Genomic DNA, 24,560 nt, shown 5'->3' on the forward strand with positions numbered 1-24,560 from the left:
TGAGTGGTTCCTTCCGGTGGTGAGCGGGAGGAACAGCCCGGGAAACACTGAAGGCCGCCCCTCGGGGCGGCCTTCGCGAGTCTGTGTACGCGCAGAAATCAGCGGGCCGCCGGATGAGCGGTCCACCACCAGTTCTGGGTCGAGTGCGCGAACATGCCGGGCACTCTACCCGATGGCACCGCGAGGTCGCGGTGCCATCGGACGGCTGGCTCGATCAGAGCAGCGCGTTGTAGATGTTCCAGCCGGTGCCGATCTGGCGGCGGTCGCCGAAGGGCTGCACCGAGCCGCCGTTGCCCGGGTAGAACCACAGCTTGCCGTCGGCGTCGCGACCGGTCAGGTCCGGCTTGCCGTCCCCGTTCAGGTCGCCCGAGCTGACGATCGCGTTGTAGATGTTCCAGCCGGTGCCGACCTGGTGGCGGTCGCCGAAGGGCTGCACCGCGCTGCCCGTGCCCGGGTAGAACCACAGCTTCCCGGACGGCTCGCGCGCCACGAAGTCGCCCTTGCCGTCGCCGTCGAGGTCGCCGGTGCTCAGGATCTGGTCGTAGATCTGCCAGCTGCTGCCGATCTGCGTGCGGTTGCCGAAGGCGGGGCCGCCGGTGCCCGGGTAGAGCCAGAGCTTGCCGTTGCCGTCGCGGGCGATCAGGTCGGCCCGGCCGTCACCGGTCAGGTCGCCCGCGCCCACCAGGGAGGTGAAGGCGCCCCAGCCCGCGCCGAGCTTGACCCGGTCGCCGAACGGGGCCGCCGGGTCGCCGCTGCCCTTGTAGTACCAGGCCACCCCGGAGGTGTCCCGGGCGATCAGGTCGCCCTGGCCGTCGGCGCGGAAGTCCGACAGGTCCGTCATGGCGTTGTAGATGCCCCAGCCGGTGCCGATCTTGAACCGGGTCAGGAAGGGCTGCGCGATGTCGCCCGAGCCCTGGTACTGCCAGAACCCGCCGTTCGCGTCCCGCGCGAGCAGGTCGTAACGGTTGTCGGCGCGCACGGGACCCGCCGGGGTGACCTGCTCGACGTCTGCCGTCTTCACCCAGGCGATCCGGTGGTTGTACCGGATCGGGTAGAAGGTCTGGGTGCCCTTGACCAGGGTGCCGAGCGTGGTGCCGCCGTAGTAGTAGTCGCCCGCGACCGGGGCGCCCGCGGCGACGTAGGCCTGGCCCGCCGGGATGCTGTACTTCGTCAGCGACGCGGAGTTGCTGCCCTGCACCGGCACTCCGGTACCCGCGTACGCCGCGTCCTCGGGGTAGGAGCGCCCGTAGACCTGGACCGGGTCGGTGCCCTTGGCCTTCAGGACGACCGGGGCCGAGGGGGACACGACGGCGGTGTACTGGCCGCCCGGGTTGTAGAACCAGGCCTTCTGGCCGCCGTACCAGATCGCCGTCCAGTCGCCCTGCCAGTCCGCGACGACGTACTGACCGCCCGCGACGACCTTGTTGGCCCAGTTCGGACCCTCGGTCGCGACCTGCGTGCCCAGGTACGGGTCGGCCAGCGGGTCGCCGCCGGTCGACGGGGTCGCGTACAGGTAGCCGAAGTTGACCGGCTGGTCGAACGTGGTGCGGACCTTGGTGTCGGGGTCGTAGTACGTCGTCGTCTGGGCGCTGAACGGCGGGACGACCTTGACGACCTGCCCGGCCGTGAGCGGCTGGCCCGCGCCACCGACGCCGGTCGGGGCGCCGAGCAGGGACATGTAGTGGTTCCAGTCCCAGAACGGACCCGGGTCCCAGTGCTGCCCGGCGACGTACGTGTCCAGCGGACCGGGCACCTCGTCGTGGCCGATGATGTGCTCGCGGTCCAGCGGAATGCCGAACCTGTCCGCCAGGTACTTGACCAGCGTCGCCGACGAGTCGTAGAGCGGCTCGCCGTACCAGCTGCCCGTCTTCATGGCGAAGCCCACGTGCTCGATGCCGAGCGCGTGCATGTTCACGGTCTTGTTGCCCGCGTGGTACGACTCGTCCTTCGTCGCCACCAGCTGGGTGACGAGACTGCCGTCGTCCTTGACGATGTAGTGCGCGCTGGCGCTGCTCTTCGGGTCCTTGAAGTGGTCGACGGCGGCCTGGTAGGGGGACTCCGTGTCGTGGATCACGATCTGCCGGATGTCGAAGCCGTTGTCCGGCCGGTTCGCCACGTTGTAGTTGTTCGGGTCGGCCGGAATGAAGTCGCAGTTGAGGCCCGACGGGCACTCGGGCGTCGTGGCGTCCGCCGCGGTCTTGCCCGGCGTGGCCGCCGCCAGCGGCATCTTCGACGGCTTGACGGGCTTCACCGCCGGGTCGGCGGGCAGCGCGAGGCGCTGGCCGTCCGTGGTGAGACGGCTCTCGCCGGAGCGCACCGAGTCGAAGACGCGGTCGGCGAAGGCGCCGGCCCCCTTGGCGTCGGAGGCCTGGCTGTAGCGGGCCACCGCGGGGTACCAGCCGCCCGGGGCGGCCGGCAGCGAGCCGGTGGCCGCGCGCTGGTACTGGGCGAGCAGCGCCGCGCCCGCCCGGATGCTCTGGGCGGCATCGGTGCGCACCGCGTCCACCGGCTCGCCGATGAGCTTCGCGGCCGCGTCCAGCGTGTGCAGCGCCGGGTCGTTGGTGTCGACCGAGGGCTCGGAAGTCGGCGCCTTCTTGGCGTCGAACTTCTTCATGACCGCCGGGTCGCCGCTCATGTTGAGGTGCGCCAGCTGCTCCTGGGCGCTGGGCCGCGCCACGTCACCGGGCATGACCCGGGTCAGGCCCATGACGTTGTACGCGCCCGACGTGCTGGGCTTGCCGTCGTGGTCCTCCCAGAGCGTCTGGCGGTAGGAGACCGCCATGAGCACGCTCTGCGGAACCTTGAACTCCTTGGCCGCTTCGGCGAATTGGGCCTGCAGCGCCGAGCCCGGCTGCCCCCCGCCGCCCTGCGCCACCCCCACGGTCCGCGGCGCCGCCACGGCCACCGAGCCGAATGCGGTGACGGCCACGGCCCCGGCCACGCCATAGGCCAGGAACTTCCTGGTCACATGTCTCTGCTGCCTACTGCTCACGCTTCGGCTCACACCCACCCCTGGTCACTTTGCCCTGTATTCAGTAAGTGGCGTGAGATTAACAGGGGGTGACGTGCGGAGGGAGAGGCGGGAGGGGCTTCAGCCCTCGGCTCTTGAGCCACCTCGTCGTGGCCGGTGTCTCATTTGGTGGTCGCTGGGGTGGACGGCTTGGCGGACCCCGTAATGTGGGTGCGGTGACCGTGAACGAAAACACCTGGCGTGACCTTCCCGCGGCGCAGCAGCCCGAGTACCCCGATGCCGAGGCTCTGCGCGATGTGATCGCGGACCTCGAATCGTATCCGCCGCTCGTCTTCGCGGGCGAGTGCGACCAGCTGCGCGCCCGTCTGGGAGCCGTCGCCCAGGGCGAGGCGTTCCTGCTCCAGGGCGGCGACTGCGCCGAGGCCTTCGACGCCGTCTCGGCCGATCACATCCGGGCCAAGCTGAAGACCCTCCTGCAGATGAGCGCCGTCCTCACCTACGCGGCCTCCGTGCCCGTGGTGAAGGTCGGCCGCATCGCCGGCCAGTACTCCAAGCCCCGCTCCAAGGGCACCGAGACCCGCGACGGCGTGACCCTGCCGACCTACCGGGGCGACTCCGTGAACGGCTTCGCCTTCACGGAGAAGGACCGCGTGCCGGACCCCGAGCGCCTGAAGCGGATGTACAACGCGTCCGCCTCCACGCTCAACCTGGTCCGCGCCTTCACCACCGGCGGCTACGCCGACCTGCGCCAGGTGCACGCCTGGAACCAGGACTTCGTGAAGTCGTCCCCCTCCGGCCAGCGCTACGAGCAGCTCGCCCGCGAGATCGACAACGCGCTGAACTTCATGAAGGCCTGCGGCACCGACCCCGCCGAGTTCAAGGCCGTCGAGTTCTACGCCTCGCACGAGGCTCTGCTGCTCGACTACGAGTCGGCGCTGACCCGCACCGACTCGCGCACCGGCCACCTGTACGACACCTCCGGCCACATGGTCTGGATCGGTGAGCGCACCCGGCAGCTGGACGGCGCGCACATCGAGTTCGCGTCCCGGATCCGCAACCCGATCGGCATCAAGCTCGGCCCGACGACCACCGTCGACGAGGCGCTCACCTACGTGGACCGCCTCGACCCGGACCGCGAGCCGGGCCGGCTGACCTTCGTCGTCCGCATGGGCGCCGACAAGGTCCGCGACAAGCTCCCCGAGCTGGTCGAGAAGGTCACCGCGTCCGGTGCGGTCGTCGCCTGGGTCACCGACCCGATGCACGGCAACACCTTCGAGGCGGCCTCCGGCCACAAGACGCGCCGCTTCGACGACGTCCTGGACGAGGTCAAGGGCTTCTTCGAGGTCCACAAGGGCCTCGGCACGCACCCGGGCGGCATCCACGTCGAGCTCACCGGTGACGACGTCACCGAGTGCGTGGGCGGCGGCGACGAGATCTTCGTCGACGACCTGCACCAGCGCTACGAGACGGCCTGCGACCCGCGCCTGAACCGCAGCCAGTCCCTGGACCTGGCGTTCCTGGTCGCCGAGATGTACCGCGACCAGTAGTCCCGTACGCACCACAGTGGGGCGCGGATCCATGTGATCCGCGCCCCACTGGCGTATAGGGGGCTTTTCCCTACTCGGGGTGCCAGGTAAGGTTAGGTTAGCCTCACCGAGGATCGAGAACCGGTCGATCGGGACGGGCCTTACCCATCGACCTCGTTCGATCGTTCCGGGAGGTGAACCGCGTGTACGTATGCAACTGCTTCGGTGTCACCGAGGAGCAGGTCAAGAAGCACGCGGACGGCGGTGCCTGCACCCCCCGCCAGATAGCTTCCGCCTGCAAGGCCGGCACCGACTGCGGTTCCTGCGTACGCCGCATCCAGGCGCTGCTCGGACGCGGCGCCTGCCCCCGACGGGAGCTGGTGGAGCAGGGCCGGCCCGCGCTGACCGCCGTCGCCCCGGAGCTGGACCCGGTCCTCGACGAAGCCGCGTAGCCCTCCGGCCGGCTCAGCTCTCCGGCTGCTCGATGAGCTGCGCGATGTAGAGCGCCTCGCCGAGCTTGTCGACCAGCTCCAGCTGGGTGTCGAGGTAGTCGATGTGGTGCTCCTCGTCGGCCAGGATCGACTCGAAGATGTTCGCGGACGTGATGTCGCCCTTCGCCCGCATGACCTCGATGCCCCGCTTGAGGCGGTCGATCGCCTCGACCTCGATCTGCCGGTCCGCCTGGAACATCTCGGTGACCGTCTGCCCGATGCGCACGTGGAAGAGGCGCTGGAAGTTCGGCAGGCCGTCCAGGAACAGGATCCGGTCGGTCAGCACCTCCGCGTGCTTCATCTCGTCGATCGACTCGTGACGCGTGTACTTGGCCAGCTTCGTCCAGCCGAAGTTGGCCTGCATCGCGCTGTGCAGCCAGTACTGGTTGATCGCCGTCAGCTCGGCACTCAGCTGCTCATTCAGGAATTCGATGACCTCGGGGTCGCCCTGCATCGCAGAGGCTCCTTCCAAGCGGTAACTGGGCAGGTTTCGCGCATCCTTGCACCGTGATCAGAGGCCGTCCAGTAAGTGCATGCTTAGTACGAGTTGCCCGAATCAAGACGTCCCTGGTCATCACCACCCCTCGGGGTCTGTCACCATGGAGTCATGGGTCAGCCGGAGAGCCGGGAGCGGCGGGGAGCAGCGCAGACGGAGCTTCCGCCGGGGCAGCGGCTCCAGCGCGGCTGGCCGGTCACCCACTACGGCCCGGTCCCCAAGTTCAAGCCGGAGCGCTGGGAGTTCCGGGTCTTCGGAGCCACCGCCGACGGCGACAAGCGCTGCTGGAACCACGAGGAGTTCTCGGCGCTGCCGTTCGAGACCGTGGTCGCCGACCTGCACTGCGTCACCAAGTTCTCGATGGTCGGGGCCGAATGGGGCGGGGTGAGCGCCCGCACGATCGCCGAACTCGCGCCGCCCGCACCCGAGGTCACCCATGTGATGGTCTGGGCCGAGTACGGCTTCAGCTCCAACCTGCGCCTGGCCGACTTCCTCGGTGACCGTACGCTCTTCGCCACCCACAACGGCGGCGAGCTGCTCACCGCCGAACACGGCTTCCCGCTGCGCCTGGTCGTCCCGCACTTGTACGCCTGGAAGGGCCCCAAGTGGGTCCGCGGCATCGAGTACATGACGGCGGACCGCCGGGGCTTCTGGGAGGAGCGGGGCTACCACAACATCGGCGACCCCTGGCGCGAGCAGCGCTACTCCTACCAGGAGGAGCCCGGGGACGGCCCCGAGCTCTGAGCCCCCCCGCTGGGGCGCTAGACCCGCAGTGACTTCAGCAGGGCCACGTCCGCCGCGTGCCCCTCCTTGCCGCCCGGGGTCTCGATGACCAGCGGTACGCCCTCGGTCGCCGGGTGCGCGAGCAACTCGCGGAACGGCTCCTCGCCGATGTGTCCGGAGCCGATGTTCTCGTGGCGGTCCTTGTGCGCACCGGCCACGTCCTTGGAGTCATTGGCGTGGATCAGCTTGAGCCGCCCCTCGCCGACGGTCTCCACCAGCAGATCCAGGGTCTGCCGCATGCCGTCCGGCCCGGCCAGGTCGTGCCCGGCCGCGTAGATGTGGCAGGTGTCGAGGCAGACGCCCAGCTTGGGGTGGGCGTCCAGGGCCTCGAAGTAGGGGCCGAAGTCCCAGGTGCGCGAGCACAGTGAGGCGCCCTGCCCGGCCGTCGACTCCAGGAGCAGGAACGGGTCGTCGTCGTGGGTCAGTTCGTCGAGCAGCGGCAGCAGATGCGTACGGACCTGCGCCAGAGCCTCCTCGCGCGGGCGTCCGCCGGTCGCCGAGCCGGTGTGCACGACCACGCCGAGCGCGCCGATCTCACGGCCCCGGCGCAGCGAGTGCCGCAGCGAATCCGCCGACTTCTCCACCGTCGCCTCGGTGCTCGAACCGAAGTTGATCAGGTACGGGGCATGGACGTACGCCGGGATCGAGGCCTCGGCGCACTCGGCCCGGAACTTCTCGTCCTGGGCCGGGTTCCCGGTGGGGGTTGCCCAGCCGCGCGGGTTGGCGGCGAAGACCTGCACGGTCTCGGCGCCGATCTCGCGCGCGTAGGAGAGCCCGGTCGTGGCGAGGCCGCCGGCCACGGGGACGTGGCCGCCGATGGGGTTGCGCATGGGGTGACTACCTACAGTCCCTTGGTGGTGATGGTGATGGTGGAGCCCTCCGGCGCCTGGACCCCGGCGGCGACGGACTGGCCCGACACCTCGTCGCTGAGGAACGGGAAGCCGCGGTCGACCTTCACCTTGAAGCCGGCGGCTTCCAGGCTCTTCTGGGCGTCGGCGGCCTTCTGGCCGGTCACCTGGGGCACGGGGATCATCCGGGGGCCCTTGGACACGGTCAGCGTGACGCTGTCGCCCTTGGCGAGCTGGGCGTGCTCGGCGGCCGACTGGGCCGCGATCTTGCCCGCGTCCTGCACCGAGTTGACCTGGTCGGGCGCGACGGTGACCTGGAGCCCGGCGTTCTGGAGGGCGGCGGTGGCATCGGCCACCGAGTCGCCGACCACGCCGGGCACGTCGACGGGTGCGCCCTTGCTGACGACCATCGAGACGCCGGTGTCCGTGTGGCGCTTGACGCCCGCGGCCGGGTCGGTACGGATCACCGAGCCCTGCGGGACGCTCTCGTTGAACTCGCTGGAGGTGTCACCGGGCGCGAAGCCCGCCTTCTGCAGCTCGCTCTTCGCCTGGTCGAGCGGCATCCCGTCCAGCTTGGGCACCTGCGCCGTCTCGGGGCCGCGCGAGACGACCAGGGTCACCGAGCCGTTGCCGCGGATGCGGGCGCCGGTGGCCGGGTCGGTCGAGACGACCTGGCCCCGCTCGACGGTGTCGCTGAACTGCCGGTCCACCTTCTTGACGCCGAGTCCGGCACCCGACAGCTTCTTCTTCGCCGCGTCCTCGCTCTGCCCGATGAGGGCCGGGACCCGGGTGAACTGGCCGGAGTTGATGTACCAGACGCCCGCGCCGACCCCGAGGATCAGCAGCAGCGCGGCCACGACGGCGATCAGGCCGCGCCGGTTGTTGACCCGGCTGCGCTGCCTGCGGGGCGCAGGCTCCGGCTCGTCCTCGATGCGCTGCGGCATGATCAGCCGGCTGGTGCGGTTGACGGGCTCGTCGCGGACGGACTCCGCGGGCATCGGCCCGGCCGCCGGGGTGACCGGCGTCGTCAGGGCCCGCGGGATCACGCTCGTACGGTCGTCGGCGCCGCTCTGCCCGGCCGCGGAGCGCGCGCCCGGCGGGACCGCGTCCAGCTGCTCTTCGCCGAGGGCCGCGCGGGCGGTACGGGTCTGCGCGAGCAGGGCCACCGCGTCGTGCGGGCGGACGTCGGGGTTGCGGGCGGTCGCCGAGGCGACCAGCTCGTCCAGCTCCAGGGCGAGGCCGGGCACGGCCGCGGACGGTGCGGGCACGCCCTCGTGGAGGTGGGCGTACAGGATCTGGGCGGGGGTGTCCCCGTGGTGCGGCTTGGCGCCGGTGAGCATCTCGTACAGGACGACACCGCACGCGTACACGTCGGCGCGGGTGTCCGCGGTGCCGTGCTCGATCTGCTCGGGGGCCAGGTAGGAGACGGTGCCGAGGATCGAGCCGGTGGTGCTGGTCACCGAGTCCACGGCCCTGACCAGGCCGAAGTCGGCGACCTTGACCCGGCCGTCGTCCCCGATCAGGACGTTCTCGGGCTTCATGTCCCGGTGGACGAAACCGGCCCGGTGGGCGGCGCCGAGGGCCGCGAGCACGGGCTCCAGGATGTCGAGGGCCGCGCGCGGCTGGAGCGCGCCGCGCTCGCGCAGCACGTCGCGCAGGGTGCAGCCCGCGACGTACTCCATCGCGAGGTAGACGTACTGGTCCTGCGCGCCCTGGTCGAAGACGCCGACCACATTGGGGTGCGCGAGCCGGGCCACCGACTTGGCCTCGCGGATGAAGCGCTCCACGAAGGAGGCGTCCGCGGCGAGGCTCGGGTGCATCACCTTGAGGGCGAGCACGCGGTCGAGGCGGGTGTCGACGGCCCGGTAGACCGTGGCCATACCGCCGACGGCGATGCGCGCGTCGACGCGGTAGCGGCCGTCGAGCACCTGCCCGACGAGGGGGTCATGAAGGGTCGTATCCACGGGGGAGAGTTTACGAGCGCCGTCCGGCCCCCTTCACGCCGCGGGCGTTGCGGGGGCCGGACTGAAGCCGAGCTGTGACGCGGACCCGACCGGAAAGGGCCGGGAAAGGCCAGGTGGGGCTAGAACGCGGGGCGCTCGGGGTCGAGCGCGGCCCGGCCCGCCATCGTCGAGGACGCCTCGGCGAAGTGGCGGCGCGGGATGCGGCCCGCGCGGTGGGCCAGGCGGCCCGCCTCCACCGCGTGCCGCATCGCCTCCGCCATCAGGACCGGCTCCTGGGCCCGCGTCACCGCCGAGGCCAGCAGCACCGCCGAGCAGCCGAGCTCCATCGCGAGCGCCGCGTCGGAGGCGGTGCCCGCGCCCGCGTCGAGGATCACCGGGACGCTCGCCCGGTCCACGATCAGCTCGAAGTTGTGCGGGTTGCGGATGCCGAGGCCGGAGCCGATGGGGGAGCCGAGCGGCATGATCGCCGCGCACCCGACGTCCTCCAGCTTGTGCGCGAGGACCGGGTCGTCGTTGGTGTAGGGCAGCACGGTGAACCCGTCGTCGACCAACACCTCGGCGGCGTCGAGCAGTTCGATCGGGTCGGGCAGCAGGGTGCGCTCGTCGGCGACCACCTCCAGCTTCACCCAGTGCGTGCCGAGCGCCTCGCGGGCGAGCCGCGCGGTAAGGACGGCCTCGCCCGCGGTGAAGCAGCCCGCGGTGTTGGGCAGCACCCGGATGCCGAGCCGGTCAAGGACGGACAGGACCGAGCCCTGCACGGTCGGGTCGAGGCGGCGCATCGCGACGGTGGTGAGCTCGGTGCCGGAGACGGCGAGCGCCCGCTCCAGCGTGTCGAGGCTGGGCGCCCCGCCGGTGCCCATGATCAGGCGGGAGCCGAAGGTGGTGTCGGCGATGGTCAGCAGGTCGTCGGCCATGGGTCAGCCCCCCTGCACGGCGGTGAGGACCTCGACGCGGTCGCCGTCGCCGAGCGTGGTGGTGGGCCAGGCGCTGCGCGGCACGACCGCCTCGTTGACGGCGGCGGCGACCCCGGAGCGGGACGGGGTGAGGGTGGCGACGAGGGCGTCGAGGGTGGTCCCGGAGGCGAGCGCGCGGGGCTCGCCGTTGACGGAGATGGTCATGCGGTCGTCAGCTCCCAAGGTGCGGAGGTGAAGCGTCGGGGGGTGAACGGGCGTGCCTCGTCGGGCAGTTCACCGGTGGTCAGGACGTGCGCCATGACATCGCCGGTGACCGCGGTGAGCAGCACGCCGTTGCGGTAGTGGCCGGTCGCGAGCAGCAGCCCTGGCAGCGCGGTCGGGCCGAGCAGGGGCGCGTTGTCGGGGGAGGCGGGGCGCAGCCCGGCCCGGGTCTCGGTGAGTGGCAGCTCGGTGATCCCGGGCACCAACTCGTGGGCGTCCCGCAGCAGTTCGTAGACCCCGCCCGCGGTGACCGTCGTGTCCCAGCCGAGCTCCTCGCTGGTGGCGCCGACGACGAGCTCGCCGTTCTCGCGCGGTACGAGATAGACCTCGCTGCCCCGCACCACCGCCCGCACGGTCCGGGACAGGAAGGGCGCGTAGGCGGGCGGCACGGTCAGCCGCAGGACCTGGCCCTTCACGGGACGTACGGGAGGCAGGAGCTCTTCCGGAACGCCCGCGAGGCGGCCGCTGAGGCTGCCCGCGGCGAGTACGACCTGGTCGGCGGCGAGCTCGGTGCCGTCCGCCAGGACGACTCCGGCGGCCCGCTCCCGTACGACGGAAAGCCGCTCGACCCAGCCGTGCGCGAACCGCACCCCGGCCTGTGTGCACGCGCTGACCAGCGCCTTCGCCAGCCTTCTCGGGTCGATCTGGTGGTCGCCGTCGACCCGGAGGCCGCCGCGCACGCCGGGCGCCAGCATGGGCTCAAGGCGGCGGCAGTCGCGCCCGGACAGCCACTCGGACTCCAGGCCGCAGCGGACCTGGAGCGCGTGCAGGTCACGCAGGTGGGCGCGGTCGTCGGAGTCGAGCGCCACGGCCAGGGTGCCGCAGGCGCGGTAGCCGGTGTCGAGGCCGGTGACCTCCGTCAGCTCGGCCGCGAAGGCCGGGTAGCGGCGGGCGGACTCGACGTTGAGGGCGAGCAGGGTCTGCTCGCCGTAGTGGAGTTCGGTGACGGCGGCGAGCATCCCGGCCGCGACCTGGGCGGCGCCGCCGCCCGGCTCGGGGTCGGCGAGCACGACACCGAGGCCGCGCTGGGCGGCCCGCCAGGCGGTGACGAGCCCGATGATGCCGCCCCCGACCACGAGGACGTCGGACCCGTTCCCGGACCCGTTGTGTGAAGAACGCATGGGCGTCCAGCCCCTCCCTTCGCCGGCATGACCCGGATCAGGTTCGTACGGTCGGAGGCCGCCAGCCTCCCTCTCAGCCCGGTGCGTCCGGGCTCCCGCGAGTGCTTTACGCCTGCCACCATAGCCCGAGCCTCCGGCCCCGAGTAAGGGAGCGTCCGGGCGACCCAGGGGCGTCCGCGTTGACCGGACCCCTTACCTGACGAATAGTCAGCTGTTTATGGTGATCGGGTGAGCGAACAGCAGACGCATTCCGAAGCGCGGCACGTGGTCGTCGTCGGCGCGGGCATGGCCGGCGTGCAGACCGCGGTGGCCCTGCGCGAACAGGGCTTCGCCGGAGCCATCACCCTCATCGGCGCCGAACCCCACCAGCCCTACGACCGGCCCCCGCTGTCCAAGGCGGTCCTGCTCGGCAAGGCCGAGGGCTCGGCCTTCGAGGTGGACTTCGAAGCACTCGGCGTCGACCTGCGCCTGGGCCTCGAAGTCACCGGGGTGCGGCCCGCCGAGCACGTGGTGGTCACCGAGGCGGGCGAGGTCGGCTACGACACCCTGGTCATCGCCACCGGCGCCGAACCGCTCACCCTGCCCGGCAGCGGGGGAGTGCCCGGCGTCCACCTGCTGCGCACCCTCGACGACGCGCGGCGCCTTCGCCCGGTCCTCGACCAGCGGCACCGGATCGTGGTGGTGGGCGCCGGGTGGATCGGCGCGGAGTTCGCCACCGCCGCGCGCGACGCGGGCTGCGAGGTCACCGTCGTGGAGGCCGCCGACCGCCCGCTGGCCGGGGTGCTCCCCGCCGAGGTCGCCGCCCCGATGGCCGGCTGGTACGCCGAATCCGGCGCCGAACTCCTCACCGGCGCCCGGGTCCAGGCGGTCGTGCCGGGCGAGGTGCTGCTCGCCGACGGCCGCCGGCTGCCCGCCGACGCCGTGGTCATCGGCATCGGCGCCCGCCCCGCGACCGGCTGGCTGACCGGCTCGGACATCGCGCTCGGCCCCGAGGGCGCGATCACCGCGGACGCCCGCCTGCGCACCTCGCTCCCCGACGTGTACGCGGTCGGCGACTGCGCCTCGTTCCCCTCGGCCCGCTTCGGCGAACGCCTGCTGGTCCACCACTGGGACAACGCGCTCCAGGGCCCGCGCACGGTGGCCGCCGACATCGTGGGCGAGGCCGCCGTCGACTACGACCCGGTCCCGTACTTCTGGTCCGAGCAGTTCGGCCGCTTCGTCCAGTACGCGGGCCACCACACGGACGCGGACGACGTGGTCTGGCGCGGCGACCCGTCCTCGGCCCCGTGGTCGGTCTGCTGGCTCAGGGACGGGGCGTTGGTGGCGGTACTGGCAGTGGGCCGCCCAAGGGACCTGGCCCAGGGCCGCAAACTCATCGAATCGGCGCTGCCCCTCGACCCGACGAAGACGGCGGACCCGTCGGTGCCGCTGAAATCGGCGGTGCGCTAGCGATCCGGCTCAGCTGGGTGCCCCTGAGGGACGCGATACGGCCCTGATCAGCCAAGCCTTTCAGGGGCGCGGGGAACTGCGCGACCAGCCACGAACGACCCGCAGCCGAATTCAAATCCAGCCCCTCCGGCGTTTGAGGAGAAGGGGGTCGGAGGGGGCGCGGAGCCCCCATGACACGCCCCGGAGGGGGCCGGGGCACAGCCCCCGAGGGACCACCCCGGTACCGAGTGTCAGTGCGAGGTGGCACGCTTGTGACCGTGACCGAGATTGACGCAAAGATTGATGCTCTCGTCCCCGCCTGGCTCTACCTCCCCGACATCGCGGAGATGCTGGACGTGGAGGTGACGCGCGTACGGCAGCTGGTCAAGGAGGGCCAGCTCATCGCCGTACGCCGCGGTGAGAACAGGGCGCTGCAGGTGCCCGCCGCCTTCATCGACACCGACAAGGTGGTGAAGGGCCTGGTCGGGACGCTGACGCTGCTGAGGGACGACGGCTTCTCCGACGAGGAGATGCTGGAGTGGCTCTTCACTCCCGACCCGAGCCTGCCCGGCACCCCCGCGCAGGCCCTCAGTGAGAATCGCGGCACGGAGGTGAAGCGCCGCGCCCAGGCGCTCGCCCTCTGAGCCGAGAGCCCACCCGACAGCGCCGACAAGCCCGCGGTGTACGGTCCGGTCCACCCGGCCCGTACACCGCGCGGCCCGGCCGAAGACGAACACAACGGGGGACCTTCCATGCCCACGGCCCGTGAGCAGCTCGCCGACGCCCGCCTCTACCTGTGCACCGACGCCCGTAAGCGCCAGGGTGATCTGCCCGAGTTCCTGGACGCCGTCCTTGCTTCGGGCGTGGACATCGTGCAGCTGCGGGACAAGGGCATGGAGGCCGCCGAAGAGCTGGAGCACCTGGCCGTCTTCGCGGACGCCTGCCGCCGGCACGGCAAGCTGCTCGCGGTCAACGACCGGGCCGACGTGGCGCACGCCGTCGGCGCCGACGTGCTGCACCTGGGCCAGGGCGACCTGCCGGTGCCCGCCGCCCGGGCGATCCTGGGCCGGACGGTGCTGATCGGCCGCTCCACGCACGCGAACGAGGAGGCCGCCGCGGCCGCCGCCGAGCCGGGCGTGGACTACTTCTGCACGGGCCCCTGCTGGCCCACCCCCACCAAGCCGGGCCGGTACGCGCCGGGTCTCGACCTGGTGCGGTACACCGCCTCGCTCGGCACCGACCGGCCGTGGTTCGCGATCGGCGGGATCGACGCGGGCAACCTGGACGAGGTCCTGGACGCGGGCGCGGACCGCGTCGTCGTCGTACGGGCGATCACCGAGGCCGCCGACCCGGCCGCGGCCACCGCCGACCTCGCCAAGCGGGTCCGGGAGCGGCTCGCGTAGCTCGGGGCCGGTCAACGGCGCTGGTCACCGGGGGTGTCAACCGTGATCAAAAACCCCGGGCGAGGAGTCCGCTGTCCGAGGGGTGGACAGAAGTCCGGCAATCGAGACAATTAACCCCCGTTTGGTTGGGGGTCAAGGCACCCGTGGCTAACCTGCGAGTATGGCCCTTGGCACAGCTTCCACCAGGACTGATCGCGCGCGAACCGTGCGCGACATGCTCGCGACCGGCGAGACCACGTACTCCTTCGAGTTCTACGCGCCCAAAACCGAGAAGGGCGAGCGGAACCTCTGGAACGCGCTGCGCCGGGTCGAAGCGGTCGCCCCCGACTTCGTCTCCGTGACGTACGGGGCCGGCGGCACCACCCGTACCGGAACCGTCGAGGCCACCCAGCAGATCACCGAGGACACCACCCTCACCCCGGTCGCCCACCTCACCGCCGTCGGCCACTCGGTCGCCGAGCTGCGCCACACGGTGGGCCAGTACGCCGACGCCGGGATCCGCAACATCCTCGCGGTGCGCGGCGACCCGAAGGGCGACCCCATGGGCGAGTGGGTCAAGCACCCCCAGGGTGTGACCTACGCGGCCGAACTCGTCGCGCTCATCCGGGAGTCGGGCGACTTCTGCGTCGGCGTCGCGGCCTTCCCGGAGATGCACCCCCGCTCCGTGGACTGGGATTCCGACATCCGGCACTTCGTGGACAAGTGCCGCGCGGGCGCCGACTATGCCATCACCCAGATGTTCTTCGAGCCCGAGAACTATTCGCGGCTGCGCGACCGGGTCTCGGCGGCTGGCTGCGAGACCCCGATCATCCCCGAGGTCATGCCCGTGACCAGCGTGAAGCAGCTGGAACGACTGCCCCAACTCAGCACCGCGGCCTTCCCGGAGGACCTGCGGGACCGGATGCTTGCCGTCAAGGACGATCCGGCCGCTGTACGCTCCATTGGCATCGAGTTCGCCACGGAGTTCTGCTCACGGCTGCTCGCCGATGGCGTACCCGGGTTGCACTTCATTACCCTCAACAACTCCACGGCGACGCTCGAAATCTACGAGAATCTCGGCCTGCACCAGCAGGCGTAGCCGAAAACCGGCCCGGGTCAGGGGACAGCTGCACCCGGGACAGGAGAATGAGGGGCGTACATGGGCTGGACGGTCCTCTACATCGCGTTCGGAATCGTCGCACTGTGGCTGCTCGGCGAGGTGCTGCTGCAGTACAAGGCGCGGCTGCGCTGGCGGTTGCTCGCCTTCACCGGATTCGTGGGCGTGGTCCTCGGCGTCCTCATCCCGTCCGTCTTCGTGATCATCCTGGGCGCGATCGCCTTCGCCGTTGGCCAGGTGTACGTCACGCTCTCCTTCCGGCGCGGCTTCTCCACCGGCTGGGCGCTCGGCGGCAGGCCGGGCGCGAGCCGCCGCCGCAGGGCGAGCCGCGGCAAGAGCGCCCCCGCCGCGGAACCCGTACTCGAAGTCTCCGACCTCCAGTACGAGGACGCGGCCGCCGTCGGCTCCCCGGACGCGAACGGCGAGCCGCCGCACGCCGATTCGGCCCACGCCGACTCGGTCTACGAGCCGCAGCCGATGCCCGACGAGACCGGCCAGTACGGCATCTACACCCCCGCCCAGCAGCCCGAGGCACAGCCCCAGTACGGCGCGTACGACCCGCAGCAGCCCTACGCCGACCCCTACGCCCCGCAGTACGACGACGCGGGCGCCGGGCAGCAGCAGTACGCCGCCTACTCGGACCCGTACATCGGCAACGGCGGCCAGGCATACGGCACGTACAGCGGCTACGACAGCTTCGGCGGCCAGCAGTCCTACCCCGACCCGCTCACCGCCCAGTACGCGACGGACACCCCGCCCGGCGGTGTCTGGGTGCCGCAACAGCGCGACGGCGAGTACATCCCGTACGAGCAGCAGCAGGTCCAGCAGCCGCAGCAGCCGTACGACCCGAACCACCCGGACCAGCCGCACCACCCCGAGCAGCAGCCCTACCGCTACTGACCGATCCCCGGGCCGGGTCCCCGGCCGGGGCTCACTGCGAGCCCCGGAAGTCGTCCCCCTCCACGATCAGCCCGGTCACCAGCGCGCCCGACATCCCGGCGTGCGCGAGCCCGCCGCCGGGGTGCGCCCAACCGCCCGCCAGATAGAGGCCCGGCAGAGCGGTGGTGTTGGACGGGTGCAGGAGCGCGGCCTCGGCCGCGGCCAGTGAGGGCGCGGGCACCGAACCGCCCCCGGCGCCGGTTGCCTCCGCTATGTGGACCGGGGTGCGGGACTCGTGCCACAGCAGCCGCTCCCGCAGCTCGGGCACGGCCCGCGCGGCGGCCGTGATCAGCTCGTCGGCGTACCGCTGGACCAGCGCCTCGTCCGTCCAGTCGACCGGGCCGTCGGGCGCGACCGTCGCCGTCAGCGTCACCGCCTCGTGGCCGTCGTCGGGCCGCACCGCCGGATCGTCGGGCCGCAGCACCGTGACCGTAGGCGGTGCGTTGTGCGTTCCCGCGAAGGCCGTGCGCGCCTCGGCCGTGGCACTGGGGGAGTGCACCACCGTGCGGTGCGCGGCGTCCGAGGGGCGGGCGCCGCGCAGTGCGAGCAGCACCGTGAAGCGGCTCGGCCGGGCCGTGGCGGCGGGCCGGACCGTGCCGGGCGCCCACAACTCCCGGCCGGGCAGCATCCGTTCGAGACCGCGCGGGTCCGCGCCGCACACCACGTGGTCCGCCTCCACGGCCGTGCCGTCGGCCAGCTCGACGCCGGCCGCCCTGCCGTCCTTCTCGTTGACCCGCGTCACCTCGGCGTCGAAGACGAACTCGACCTTCCTCGCCAGACAGCGCTCGTACACCGCGCGCGCCAGCTCCCGCATGCCACCGCGGACGTACCAACTGCCGAAGGTCTGCTCCATGTACGGCAGCACCGCCGCCGAGGCGGGGGCCGTGCTCGGGTCCAGGCCGTACTCCAGGGCGTAGTTCTCCAGGAGCGCGCCCAGGTGCCCGCCGCCCAGCTCCCACGCGGCGACCTCGCCCAGGGTGGCCGCCTGCCGGGGTGCGCGGAGCAGCCGGCGCTGCTTCGGCGCGGGGTACGGCTCGCGGGCGAGGACCTGCCAGTTGGGCCACAAGGGCTCCTCCAACAGCGGTCGGCGCGTGCGGTCCCAGGCCTCCCTGGCCCGGATCAGAAACGCGCCCCAGCGCTCGCCCGCGCCCGCCCCCAGAGCCGCGTCGAGGGCCGACATCACGCCCGCGCGCGAGGCGTTGGGCAGCGACACCTGCGTACCGTCGGCGAAGAGATGGCGCGAGGCGGGGTCGACCGGGGCGAGCTCCACGCGGCTCTCCAGGGGCTCCTTGCCGGTCTTCACGAACAGGTCGCGGTAGACGGCGGGCAGCCGCAGCAGACCGGGGCCGGTGTCGAAGACGAACCCGTCCCGCTCGAACCGCCCCAGTGCGCCGCCGTACGTCGACGAGCGCTCGTACACCGTCACCCGGTGGCCTGCCACGGCCAGCCGGGCAGCAGCCGCCATGGCGCCCACACCAGCGCCGATCACCGCAATCCGTGCCATGTCTGCGACTGTATCCGCCGCCACTGACAACTCAGTCCGGCGGCTCGTGGACCCCCGCCGCGGCCAGCCGCTTCTCCTCCCGGCGCTGCGCCCTGCGCCGCCGGAAACGGCGGATCTTGCGCCACAGCACGACCAGTATCACGATGCCGAGCACCAGCAGCGTGCCCGCGATCACGGCCGCCGCGAGCGGATGGAAGATCGCGAAACTTATGATCCCGGCGACGCCCAGGTCCTCCGCCGTGCTCAGCGCGATGTTGCTGAACGGCTCGGGCGAGGTGTTCACCGCCATCCGCGTTCCGGCCTTGACCAGATGGCTCATCAGCGCCGTCGAACCGCCCACCGCGCCCGCCGCGAGATCCGGCAGCGAACCGTTCTGCCCGGCAAGGAGCGCCCCGACGACCGCGCCCGCGATCGGCCGGATCACCGTGTGCACGGAGTCCCAGACCGAGTCGACGTACGGGATCTTGTCCGCGACCGCCTCGCAGAGGAACAGGACGCCGGCGGCGATCAGGACGTCGGGACGCTGGAGCGCGTCGGGCACGTCGTCGGTGAGGCCGGTGGCGCCGAAGATGCCGAGCAGCAGGACCACCGCGTACGCGTTGACCCCGCTCGCCCAGCCGCTGGTGAACACGAGGGGGAGTACGGACACGGTCGCGATGTTAACCAGATCCGGCCGTTCACGACTGGGGTTGAGCACGGACGTCTGAGTATCCGTACCTAGGAGGTGAGATGAGTACCTGCACGGATGGGCTCCCACCTGCGCGGACGGGAAGGTGGAGACCACGGAAGGGGCGCGGCGCCGGCACCGCCGACACGGGGCGGCGGAACCGGCGCGGCTCCCTGGACGCAACGGGGTACGGGGGAGACCCGGGGGGACGTTCGGGGGAAACGCCGGGCCGGTGCGGTTCATGGGGGATTGAACCGCACCGGCCCGGCGTATTTCCGTGTCCGGGGTCAGGGGCTAACGGCCGCTGACTCTGCCGTGCAACAGCCTTGACAGCGCCGCGTGGACGTCGTCCAGGGAGCGCTCGCTCTGGAAGGCCTGCCAGTCCAGCGCGGCCACGAGCACCATGCCGACCAGGGCCGCCGCCGTGAGCGGGATGTCGATCTCCTCGCTCAGCTCGCCCGCCGCCACCGCGTCCCGAAGCACCGTCTCGACGACGGCCACCGCCTCCCGGCGCACCACCAGGAGCGTCGACTGCCAGGCACGGTTGGTGCGCCACAGCTCGGCGACGTACAGCTGGGTGAAGGCCGGGTAGCGGTGGATGAAGTCCAGGCCGGCCCGGATCATCGCGTCAAGCGCCTCGACCTTGGTTCCACCCCGCCCGGCGGTTTCGTCCGCGGCCGCCTGCAAAGACGCGGTCAGCAGGCCCACGCCGTGCCGCAGCAGCTCCTCGAACAGCTCGGTCTTGCTCTTGAAGTTGTAGTAGACCGTGCCCTTGGCGACGCCGGCCCGCTCGGCGATCTCGTCGACCGTGGTGGCCGAGAACCCCTGTTCGGCGATGAGCGTCACGGCGGCCTCGTAGAGCTTCTGCCGGGTCGCCTGCCGTCTGGTGCTGCTGCTGTCCATGGCGTCGATTCTCACAGGCTCAGCTCGGGGTGCAGCCGGTCGAGCGACCACACCTGCTTCTGCCGGGCGGACAGTGCCGTCAGCGCGAGGGCGCCCACGGTGAAGGCCGCCAGGACCGCACAGCCCTGCCACACCACGCCCAGGTCGCCGCCGGTGATCAGCCTGCGCAGCCCGTCCACGACGTAACTCATGGGCAGGTAGGGGTGGACGGCGTTGAAGAACGCCGGGCTCGTCTGGACGGGGTAGGTGCCGCCCGCCGAGGTCAGCTGGAGCATCAGGACGGCGAGCACCAGGATGCGCCCGGCCGCCCCGAACTTGGCGTTGAGCCACTGCACGATCGCGGCGAAGCAGCAGGAGGTCAGAGCCAGATAGCCCAGCGTGCCGGCCGTCCGCTGCATTTCGAGCCCGAGCCCGAAGTGCAGCACCGACATCAGCGCGGCGATCTGGAGCACCCCGACGGCCGCCACCGGCAGCCAGCCCGCGAACGCGATCCGCCAGGCCGAGGCCCCGGCGGCCAGGGCGCGCCGGTTGAGCGGCTGGATCAGCATGTACGCGACCATCGCGCCCACCCACAGGGAGAGCGGGATGAAGTACGGGGCGAACCCGGTGCCGTAGTTGGGCGCCTTGTGCATCGCCTGCGAGGCCAGCTTGACCGGGTCGGCCATCACGTCGGTGCGCTGGTCGCGCTGCTGCTTGTCGTAGTCGGGGATCTTGCCGACGCCGTCGTGCAGGCCGGTCGCCAACTGCACGGAGCCGTCGGAGAGCTTGACGATCCCGCCGTCCAGGGCGCTCGCGCCCTTCTTCAGCTTGCCGACGCCCGTGTCGAGGTCGGTGGAACCCGTCTTGGCGCTGCCCAGACCGGCGTGGATGCCGGCCGCGCCCTTGGCGACGTCGTGCGCGCCCTTGTTGAGCTTGTTGATGTCGGCGACCTTCGTCTCCAGGTCGGTGGAGAGCTGCGGCGCCTTCGCGGCCAGGTCCTTGGCCTTGGTCTGGAGGTCTTCGAGGCTCTTGTCGAGCTTCTTGAAGTCGCCGCCCTGGTCCTTGACGAGGTTGTTGACGTCCGCGGTAAGGGTCGCGGCGGTGGCCGTCGCCTTCTTGGCCCTGTCCAGCGTCGGGCACACCTGTCCCTCGGTGGACTTGTCCACGCAGAGCTGCTGGTAGACCGCGTTGACGTCCTGGGAGGCCTTGCGGGTGCCGGTCGCCGCCTCGGGGGCGAGGTCGATGATCTTCTTGAGGTTGTCGCGCACCGGCGGGATCGAGTCGGCGAGGAGCTTGGCGGAGTCCCCGACGGTCTTGCCGTTGTCCTTGAGGTACGGCCGCGCCTTGCCGGCCGCTCCGTTGGCCTCGTCCGCGATCCGCTGGGTGCCGTCGGCGACCTGCTGGGCGCCGCTCGCCAGGGTGCCCGCGGCCGTGTCGAGCTTGGTGATGCCGCCGGCCAGCTTGCCGCTGCCGTCCTTGGCGTCGTCGAGCCCGTCGGCCAGATTCTTGGAGCCGTCCTTGGCCTTGCCGAGCCCGTCCTTGAGGTCGCCCGCGCCCTTGGCGGCCTTCTCGGTGGCGTCGTGGAGATCGCCGAACGAGATGAAGATCTTGTCGAGGAAGGACCGCGAGGCCTTGCTGGAGGCGGCGGCGCGGACCTCGGAGAACACCGTCTTGGAGATCGACCCCACGATGTAGTTGTTCGCGTCGTTGGTCCGCACCTGGAGCGCGCCCGTCTCGGGGGTGTCCCCGGAGCTGGACGCGATCCTCTTGCTGAAGTCGGCCGGCATCGTCAGCGACAGGTAGTAGGTGCCCTTCTCCAGGCCCTTGCGCGCCTCCGCGCCGCTGACCTCGTGCCACTCGAAGGTCTTGCTGTCGAGCAGCTTCTTGCTGAGGTCGTCACCCACGTGGAGCTTCTGCCCGGCGGCGTCGGCTCCCTCGTCGTCGTTGACGAGCGCCACCGGAATCCGGTCGAGGCGGCTGTAGGGGTCCCAGAACGAGCACAGGTAGAGCGCGCCGTAGAGCAGCGGCAGCAGGAGCAGCGCGACCAGCGCGGCCCGCGGCAGCTTCCCCCTGCCGAACCGCTTCAGCTCAAGCGCTGCCAGTCGTGGCGAACGCATCCGCCGCCCCCTCCTCGCTCGTGGCCCCGTCCTCGGCGCCGGCTTCGGTCGTCACTACGGTGATGTCGGCCCCGGCGGGCGCCTCGCTGCAGACCGCGAGCACGGTGGTGCCGGCGTCCGCGACCGAGCGCAGCAGCGCCCAGGCGGCGGCCCGTTCGGCGTCCGACAGCTTCAGGTCGGTGTCGTCGACCGCGAGCAGCCGGGGCCGCTGGATCAGCGCGAGCGCGACCGTGAGCCGCAGCGCCTCAAGGCGTTCGAGATCGCGTACGGAGGTGTGGTCGCGCTTGGGCAGCGAGGCGAGGTCGAGGCCCGCGGCAGCCAGCGCCTCGTCGATCCGGGCGCGGGACTCGGCCCTGCGCTGGGCGGGGGAGCGCAGCAGCGCCCGCACCGAACCGTCGTAGCGGCGCTGCAGCATCACGCGCTCGCGCAGGTGCTCGGCGACGGTGAACGCCGGGTCGAGCTCGCTGACCCCGGGCACATGGCCGAGCGCGCTGATCCGCCGCACGGCGGCCATCTTGCGCGGCAGCTGATGGCCGGCCACCCGCGCCCAGCCCTCGGCCGGCTTCATCCGGCCGGTGAGGGCGAGCAGCAGGCAGGTCCGGCCGGAACCGGAGGGCCCCGCGACCGCGACGAGCGAGCCGGGGGCCGCGTCGATGGCGACCCCTCTGAAGGCCCAGCCGCGCGGTCCCTTGAGCCCGAAGCCCTCGGCGCGGATCGCCGCGCCGGTCACTTCCGAGTGCGGGCTGTCCACATTCCCCCCTGCTCTGCGCGTCCCCCGGGCCGGAACTCCGGCCGCATTCTTTGAACTGACTGGTCAGTACAAAAGATAGCCCGAACCTGTATGCGAGGCAAAGTGGCAGGTCGGGGGGTGATTCGGGTCGATTGTCAGTGGTGGGCCTCACGATGGACACATACGGCCACTGTGCCGTCACACGACGACAGGAGGTTCGTCATGGCCAGCTCGCCCGCAGCAGCCGCACCCCGGCGCCGCGCCAGCAGCCCTGCCCCCTCACTGAACGGCGCCCCGAACGACGTCCACCCCGTACTGCGCCGGGCCGGCGCGCCACCCGCCGCGCTCGACCTGCTCGCCCAGGCCCGCGGCGGCCTGGACGAGGCGGCCGTCCTCGACGCCCCCAACGAGCGGTACGCGACGGCCCATCTGGCCGCCCTGCGCACCGCGGCCGCCGTCCTCGCCGCGCGCGGCCGGCCCGAGACCAACCCGCGCCGCAGGCAGCGGATCCGCAGTGCCTGGGAAGTGCTGCCGGAAATAGCGCCCGAACTGACCGAGTGGAGCGCCCTGTTCGCCTCGGGGGCGGACCGGCGGGCTCGCGCCGAGGCCGGTATCCAGGGCGCCGCCACCACCCGGGACGCCGACGACCTGCTCCGCGACGCGGCGATGTTCCTGCGCCTGGTCGAGCGGCTCCTCGTCCTCCAGCCCGTGCTGCCCCAGCCCAGGACCCGCGAGCCGGAGGCGGAGCCGGAACGGGGGGCCGGCTGACGGCGCCCGGCCCGCCCCCGCCACGGTCGGCCCGCGGCCGGCCCGGAGCGGCCCGGGGACGCAACGAGGGATGACGGGCCGCCGCTTCACCTCCCATTAGGGTGGACGCGTCGCAACCCCTTCCCACGCCGCGTCCGCGGCGGCACCGCGCCGAGGAGTCAACTGCCGTGTCGGACCCCATGCGCCCCCGCGCCTCCCTCCGTACCGCCGTGGTCTGGGAGGTCCTCAAGGAAGCGCTCGACCGCCGGGTCAAGGCGACCGGTCGCGAGGCCCTGGACGTGCTCGACACCGGTGGCGGCTCCGGCAACTTCGCGGTGCCGCTGGCCGCCCTCGGGCACCGGGTCACCGTGGTCGACCCCAGCCCCAACGCGCTCTTCGCACTGGAGCGCAGGGCCGCCGAGGCCGGGGTGGCCGAGCGGGTCCAGGGCGTCCAGGGCGACGTGCTCGGCCTCTTCGACGTGGTCGAGCGCGGCGGCTACGACGCGGTGCTGTGCCACGGGGTCCTGGAGTACGTCGAGGACCCGGCGGAAGGCGTGCGCAACGCGGTGGGCGCGCTGCGTCCCGAAGGCGCGCTGAGCCTGCTCGCCGCGGGCGTCGGCGGCGCCGTGCTCTCCCGCGCGCTCGCCGGGCACTTCACCGAGGCTCGCCACGCGCTCTCCGACCCGGCGGGCCGCTGGGGCGCGGGCGACCCGGTCCCGCACCGGTTCACCGCCGAGCAGCTCGTCGAGCTCGTCGGCGGCGCCGGGGCCACGGCCGGGTCGGTGCACGGCGTGCGGGTCTTCGCCGACCTCGTCCCCGGCGTCCTGGTGGACACCGAGCCGGGCGCCCTGGACGCGCTCCTCAAGCTGGAGGCCGCGGCTGCCGAACTGCCCGCCTTCCACGCCGTCGCCACCCAGCTGCACGTACTGGGCGAGAAGCACGGCTGACTCCGCTCCGGCCGTCCCGGGCGGGCTGATCAGCGACGCTGTGCCGCATGGAGTACGCCACAGGCCCCCCGATCGGCGGCTTCGCCCCGTATGATCGGGGGACACCGTCCGGCATGACGGATCGGCTCTTGGGGAATTGAATCTCCACAGCCGAGCCGCCGTGGCGGCCCGGCTGGCGATTTGGCGTAGAGGGCGGGTTTCACGGGGGCGATTCCCTGCCTATCCTGAAGGGGCCGCATCCGGTCGCCCCCCGCGACCGACGAGTAGGAGGACTCCGTGCCGCTCTCGGAGCACGAGCAGCGCATGCTCGAGCAGATGGAGCGAGCGCTGTACGCCGAAGATCCCAAGTTCGCGACAGCGCTTGAGGGAAGCGGGCTGCGTACGTACACCCGGCGACGGGTCTACCAGGCGGTCGCCGGCTTCCTGGTGGGTATCGCGCTCCTCATGGCAGGAATGGTCGCGCAGCAGATCTGGATCAGTGTGGTGGGATTCCTCGTCATGCTCGGATGTGCGGTGCTCGCGGTCACCGGCTGGCGCAAGGCGCCGCGTCCCGGTGAACAGGCACGTGCGGGCGGTTCCGCCGCGCCGCGGCAGGCCCGGCAGCGGCGCTCGATGATGGACCGGATCGAGCAGCGCTGGCAGCGGCGCCGCGATGAGGGGCGCTAGCCCCGCCCTGTTCTGACCTGTACCGAGGGGCGGTCACCTTCTTGAGGTGGCCGCCCCTT

Annotated in this window: 24 protein-coding genes and 1 riboswitch; of the genes, 11 read left to right on the forward strand and 13 right to left on the reverse strand. The window is 71.8% G+C overall.

Translation table 11 applies throughout. The features are described from left to right. Window positions 1–98: 98 nt before the first annotated feature. Together ADK54_RS48845 and ADK54_RS23900 are read right to left on the reverse strand one after the other, a co-directional pair. Entirely contained in the window at window positions 99–155 is a 57-nt protein-coding gene (locus tag ADK54_RS48845) for a trp operon leader peptide (protein WP_078516689.1), read from the reverse strand. A gap of 59 nt (window positions 156–214) precedes the next feature. Beyond that, on the reverse strand, window positions 215–2,968 hold the full coding sequence (locus tag ADK54_RS23900; RefSeq protein ID WP_234392177.1) for an N-acetylmuramoyl-L-alanine amidase: 2,754 nt from the start codon (window positions 2,966–2,968) through the stop codon (window positions 215–217). Between the two features lie 209 nt (window positions 2,969–3,177). Here ADK54_RS23900 and ADK54_RS23905 point away from each other — a divergent pair, with 209 nt between their 5' ends. Both ADK54_RS23905 and ADK54_RS23910 read left to right on the forward strand, forming a co-directional pair. Further along, complete coding sequence (locus ADK54_RS23905) at window positions 3,178–4,518, forward strand: class II 3-deoxy-7-phosphoheptulonate synthase (protein WP_053727745.1); 1,341 nt, start codon at window positions 3,178–3,180, stop codon at window positions 4,516–4,518. A 173-nt stretch (window positions 4,519–4,691) separates the two neighbouring features. Beyond that, entirely contained in the window at window positions 4,692–4,949 is a 258-nt protein-coding gene (locus ADK54_RS23910; protein WP_053727746.1) for a (2Fe-2S)-binding protein, read from the forward strand. A gap of 13 nt (window positions 4,950–4,962) precedes the next feature. Here the strand turns inward: ADK54_RS23910 and bfr are convergent, their stop codons facing one another. After that, window positions 4,963–5,442 carry a bacterioferritin gene (gene bfr, locus ADK54_RS23915; protein WP_053727747.1) on the reverse strand — a complete coding sequence of 160 codons (480 nt, stop codon included), beginning with the start codon at window positions 5,440–5,442 and terminating at the stop codon, window positions 4,963–4,965. 153 nt (window positions 5,443–5,595) lie between these two features. Between bfr and ADK54_RS23920 the strand changes: the two genes are divergently transcribed. Next, window positions 5,596–6,228: a sulfite oxidase-like oxidoreductase gene (locus ADK54_RS23920; protein WP_053727748.1), complete on the forward strand. Its 633-nt coding sequence runs from the start codon at window positions 5,596–5,598 to the stop codon at window positions 6,226–6,228. A 17-nt stretch (window positions 6,229–6,245) separates the two neighbouring features. On the opposite strand, the gene ADK54_RS23925 is transcribed toward ADK54_RS23920, so the two are convergent. From ADK54_RS23925 to thiO, 5 genes are all read right to left on the reverse strand, one after another. Next, on the reverse strand, window positions 6,246–7,097 hold the full coding sequence (locus tag ADK54_RS23925; protein WP_053727749.1) for a deoxyribonuclease IV: 852 nt from the start codon (window positions 7,095–7,097) through the stop codon (window positions 6,246–6,248). 11 nt (window positions 7,098–7,108) lie between these two features. Continuing rightward, window positions 7,109–9,079, reverse strand: a complete 1,971-nt coding sequence (pknB, locus tag ADK54_RS23930; protein WP_078966573.1) for a Stk1 family PASTA domain-containing Ser/Thr kinase — start codon at window positions 9,077–9,079, stop codon at window positions 7,109–7,111. Between the two features lie 119 nt (window positions 9,080–9,198). Then, window positions 9,199–9,993 (reverse strand): thiazole synthase, encoded by a 795-nt coding sequence (locus ADK54_RS23935; RefSeq protein ID WP_053727751.1) that lies wholly within the window; start codon window positions 9,991–9,993, stop codon window positions 9,199–9,201. Window positions 9,994–9,996: 3 nt separating this feature from the next. Beyond that, on the reverse strand, window positions 9,997–10,197 hold the full coding sequence (gene thiS, locus ADK54_RS23940; RefSeq protein ID WP_053727752.1) for a sulfur carrier protein ThiS: 201 nt from the start codon (window positions 10,195–10,197) through the stop codon (window positions 9,997–9,999). Continuing rightward, window positions 10,194–11,375: a glycine oxidase ThiO gene (gene thiO, locus ADK54_RS23945; RefSeq protein ID WP_053727753.1), complete on the reverse strand. Its 1,182-nt coding sequence runs from the start codon at window positions 11,373–11,375 to the stop codon at window positions 10,194–10,196. The genes thiS and thiO overlap by 4 nt, the downstream gene beginning before the upstream one ends. Beyond that, window positions 11,373–11,484: riboswitch (TPP riboswitch) on the reverse strand. (Overlaps the previous gene by 3 nt.) Window positions 11,485–11,603: 119 nt before the next feature. Between thiO and ADK54_RS23950 the strand changes: the two genes are divergently transcribed. The 5 genes from ADK54_RS23950 (at window position 11,604) to ADK54_RS23970 (ending at window position 16,202) form a co-directional block, all read left to right on the forward strand. Next, complete coding sequence (locus ADK54_RS23950) at window positions 11,604–12,824, forward strand: FAD-dependent oxidoreductase (protein ID WP_053727754.1); 1,221 nt, start codon at window positions 11,604–11,606, stop codon at window positions 12,822–12,824. A gap of 257 nt (window positions 12,825–13,081) precedes the next feature. Next, on the forward strand, window positions 13,082–13,447 hold the full coding sequence (locus tag ADK54_RS23955; protein WP_053727812.1) for an Rv2175c family DNA-binding protein: 366 nt from the start codon (window positions 13,082–13,084) through the stop codon (window positions 13,445–13,447). Window positions 13,448–13,555: 108 nt separating this feature from the next. Next, entirely contained in the window at window positions 13,556–14,206 is a 651-nt protein-coding gene (gene thiE, locus ADK54_RS23960; protein WP_053727755.1) for a thiamine phosphate synthase, read from the forward strand. Between the two features lie 160 nt (window positions 14,207–14,366). Further along, window positions 14,367–15,284, forward strand: coding sequence for a methylenetetrahydrofolate reductase [NAD(P)H] (gene metF, locus ADK54_RS23965; protein WP_053727756.1), 918 nt, complete (start codon window positions 14,367–14,369; stop codon window positions 15,282–15,284). A gap of 60 nt (window positions 15,285–15,344) precedes the next feature. Continuing rightward, window positions 15,345–16,202 carry a hypothetical protein gene (locus tag ADK54_RS23970; protein ID WP_053727757.1) on the forward strand — a complete coding sequence of 286 codons (858 nt, stop codon included), beginning with the start codon at window positions 15,345–15,347 and terminating at the stop codon, window positions 16,200–16,202. A 31-nt stretch (window positions 16,203–16,233) separates the two neighbouring features. Here the strand turns inward: ADK54_RS23970 and ADK54_RS23975 are convergent, their stop codons facing one another. From ADK54_RS23975 to ADK54_RS23995, 5 genes are all read right to left on the reverse strand, one after another. Further along, window positions 16,234–17,745, reverse strand: a complete 1,512-nt coding sequence (locus ADK54_RS23975) for a phytoene desaturase family protein (RefSeq protein ID WP_053727758.1) — start codon at window positions 17,743–17,745, stop codon at window positions 16,234–16,236. A gap of 31 nt (window positions 17,746–17,776) precedes the next feature. Beyond that, window positions 17,777–18,394: a DUF4126 domain-containing protein gene (locus ADK54_RS23980; RefSeq protein ID WP_053727759.1), complete on the reverse strand. Its 618-nt coding sequence runs from the start codon at window positions 18,392–18,394 to the stop codon at window positions 17,777–17,779. A 312-nt stretch (window positions 18,395–18,706) separates the two neighbouring features. Next, the gene (locus ADK54_RS23985) at window positions 18,707–19,315 is read right to left on the reverse strand and encodes a TetR/AcrR family transcriptional regulator (RefSeq protein WP_053727813.1); all 609 of its coding nucleotides are present in this window, start codon (window positions 19,313–19,315) and stop codon (window positions 18,707–18,709) included. A gap of 11 nt (window positions 19,316–19,326) precedes the next feature. Next, entirely contained in the window at window positions 19,327–21,411 is a 2,085-nt protein-coding gene (locus ADK54_RS23990; RefSeq protein ID WP_053727760.1) for a YhgE/Pip domain-containing protein, read from the reverse strand. Beyond that, window positions 21,383–22,162 (reverse strand): ATP-binding cassette domain-containing protein, encoded by a 780-nt coding sequence (locus ADK54_RS23995; RefSeq protein WP_053727761.1) that lies wholly within the window; start codon window positions 22,160–22,162, stop codon window positions 21,383–21,385. Before ADK54_RS23995 ends, ADK54_RS23990 begins: the two co-directional genes overlap by 29 nt. Window positions 22,163–22,363: 201 nt before the next feature. Between ADK54_RS23995 and ADK54_RS24000 the strand changes: the two genes are divergently transcribed. The 3 genes from ADK54_RS24000 to ADK54_RS24010 all read left to right on the forward strand — a co-directional run bounded on the left by ADK54_RS24000 (window position 22,364) and on the right by ADK54_RS24010 (window position 24,501). Beyond that, on the forward strand, window positions 22,364–22,909 hold the full coding sequence (locus tag ADK54_RS24000) for an SAV_6107 family HEPN domain-containing protein (protein ID WP_053727762.1): 546 nt from the start codon (window positions 22,364–22,366) through the stop codon (window positions 22,907–22,909). 167 nt (window positions 22,910–23,076) lie between these two features. Next, entirely contained in the window at window positions 23,077–23,835 is a 759-nt protein-coding gene (locus ADK54_RS24005; RefSeq protein ID WP_053727763.1) for a class I SAM-dependent methyltransferase, read from the forward strand. Between the two features lie 276 nt (window positions 23,836–24,111). Then, window positions 24,112–24,501, forward strand: coding sequence for a DUF3040 domain-containing protein (locus ADK54_RS24010; protein ID WP_053727764.1), 390 nt, complete (start codon window positions 24,112–24,114; stop codon window positions 24,499–24,501). Window positions 24,502–24,560 lie beyond the last annotated feature (59 nt).

This window comes from Streptomyces sp. WM6378, from assembly GCF_001279695.1.
In the GTDB taxonomy this organism is placed as follows: domain Bacteria; phylum Actinomycetota; class Actinomycetes; order Streptomycetales; family Streptomycetaceae; genus Streptomyces.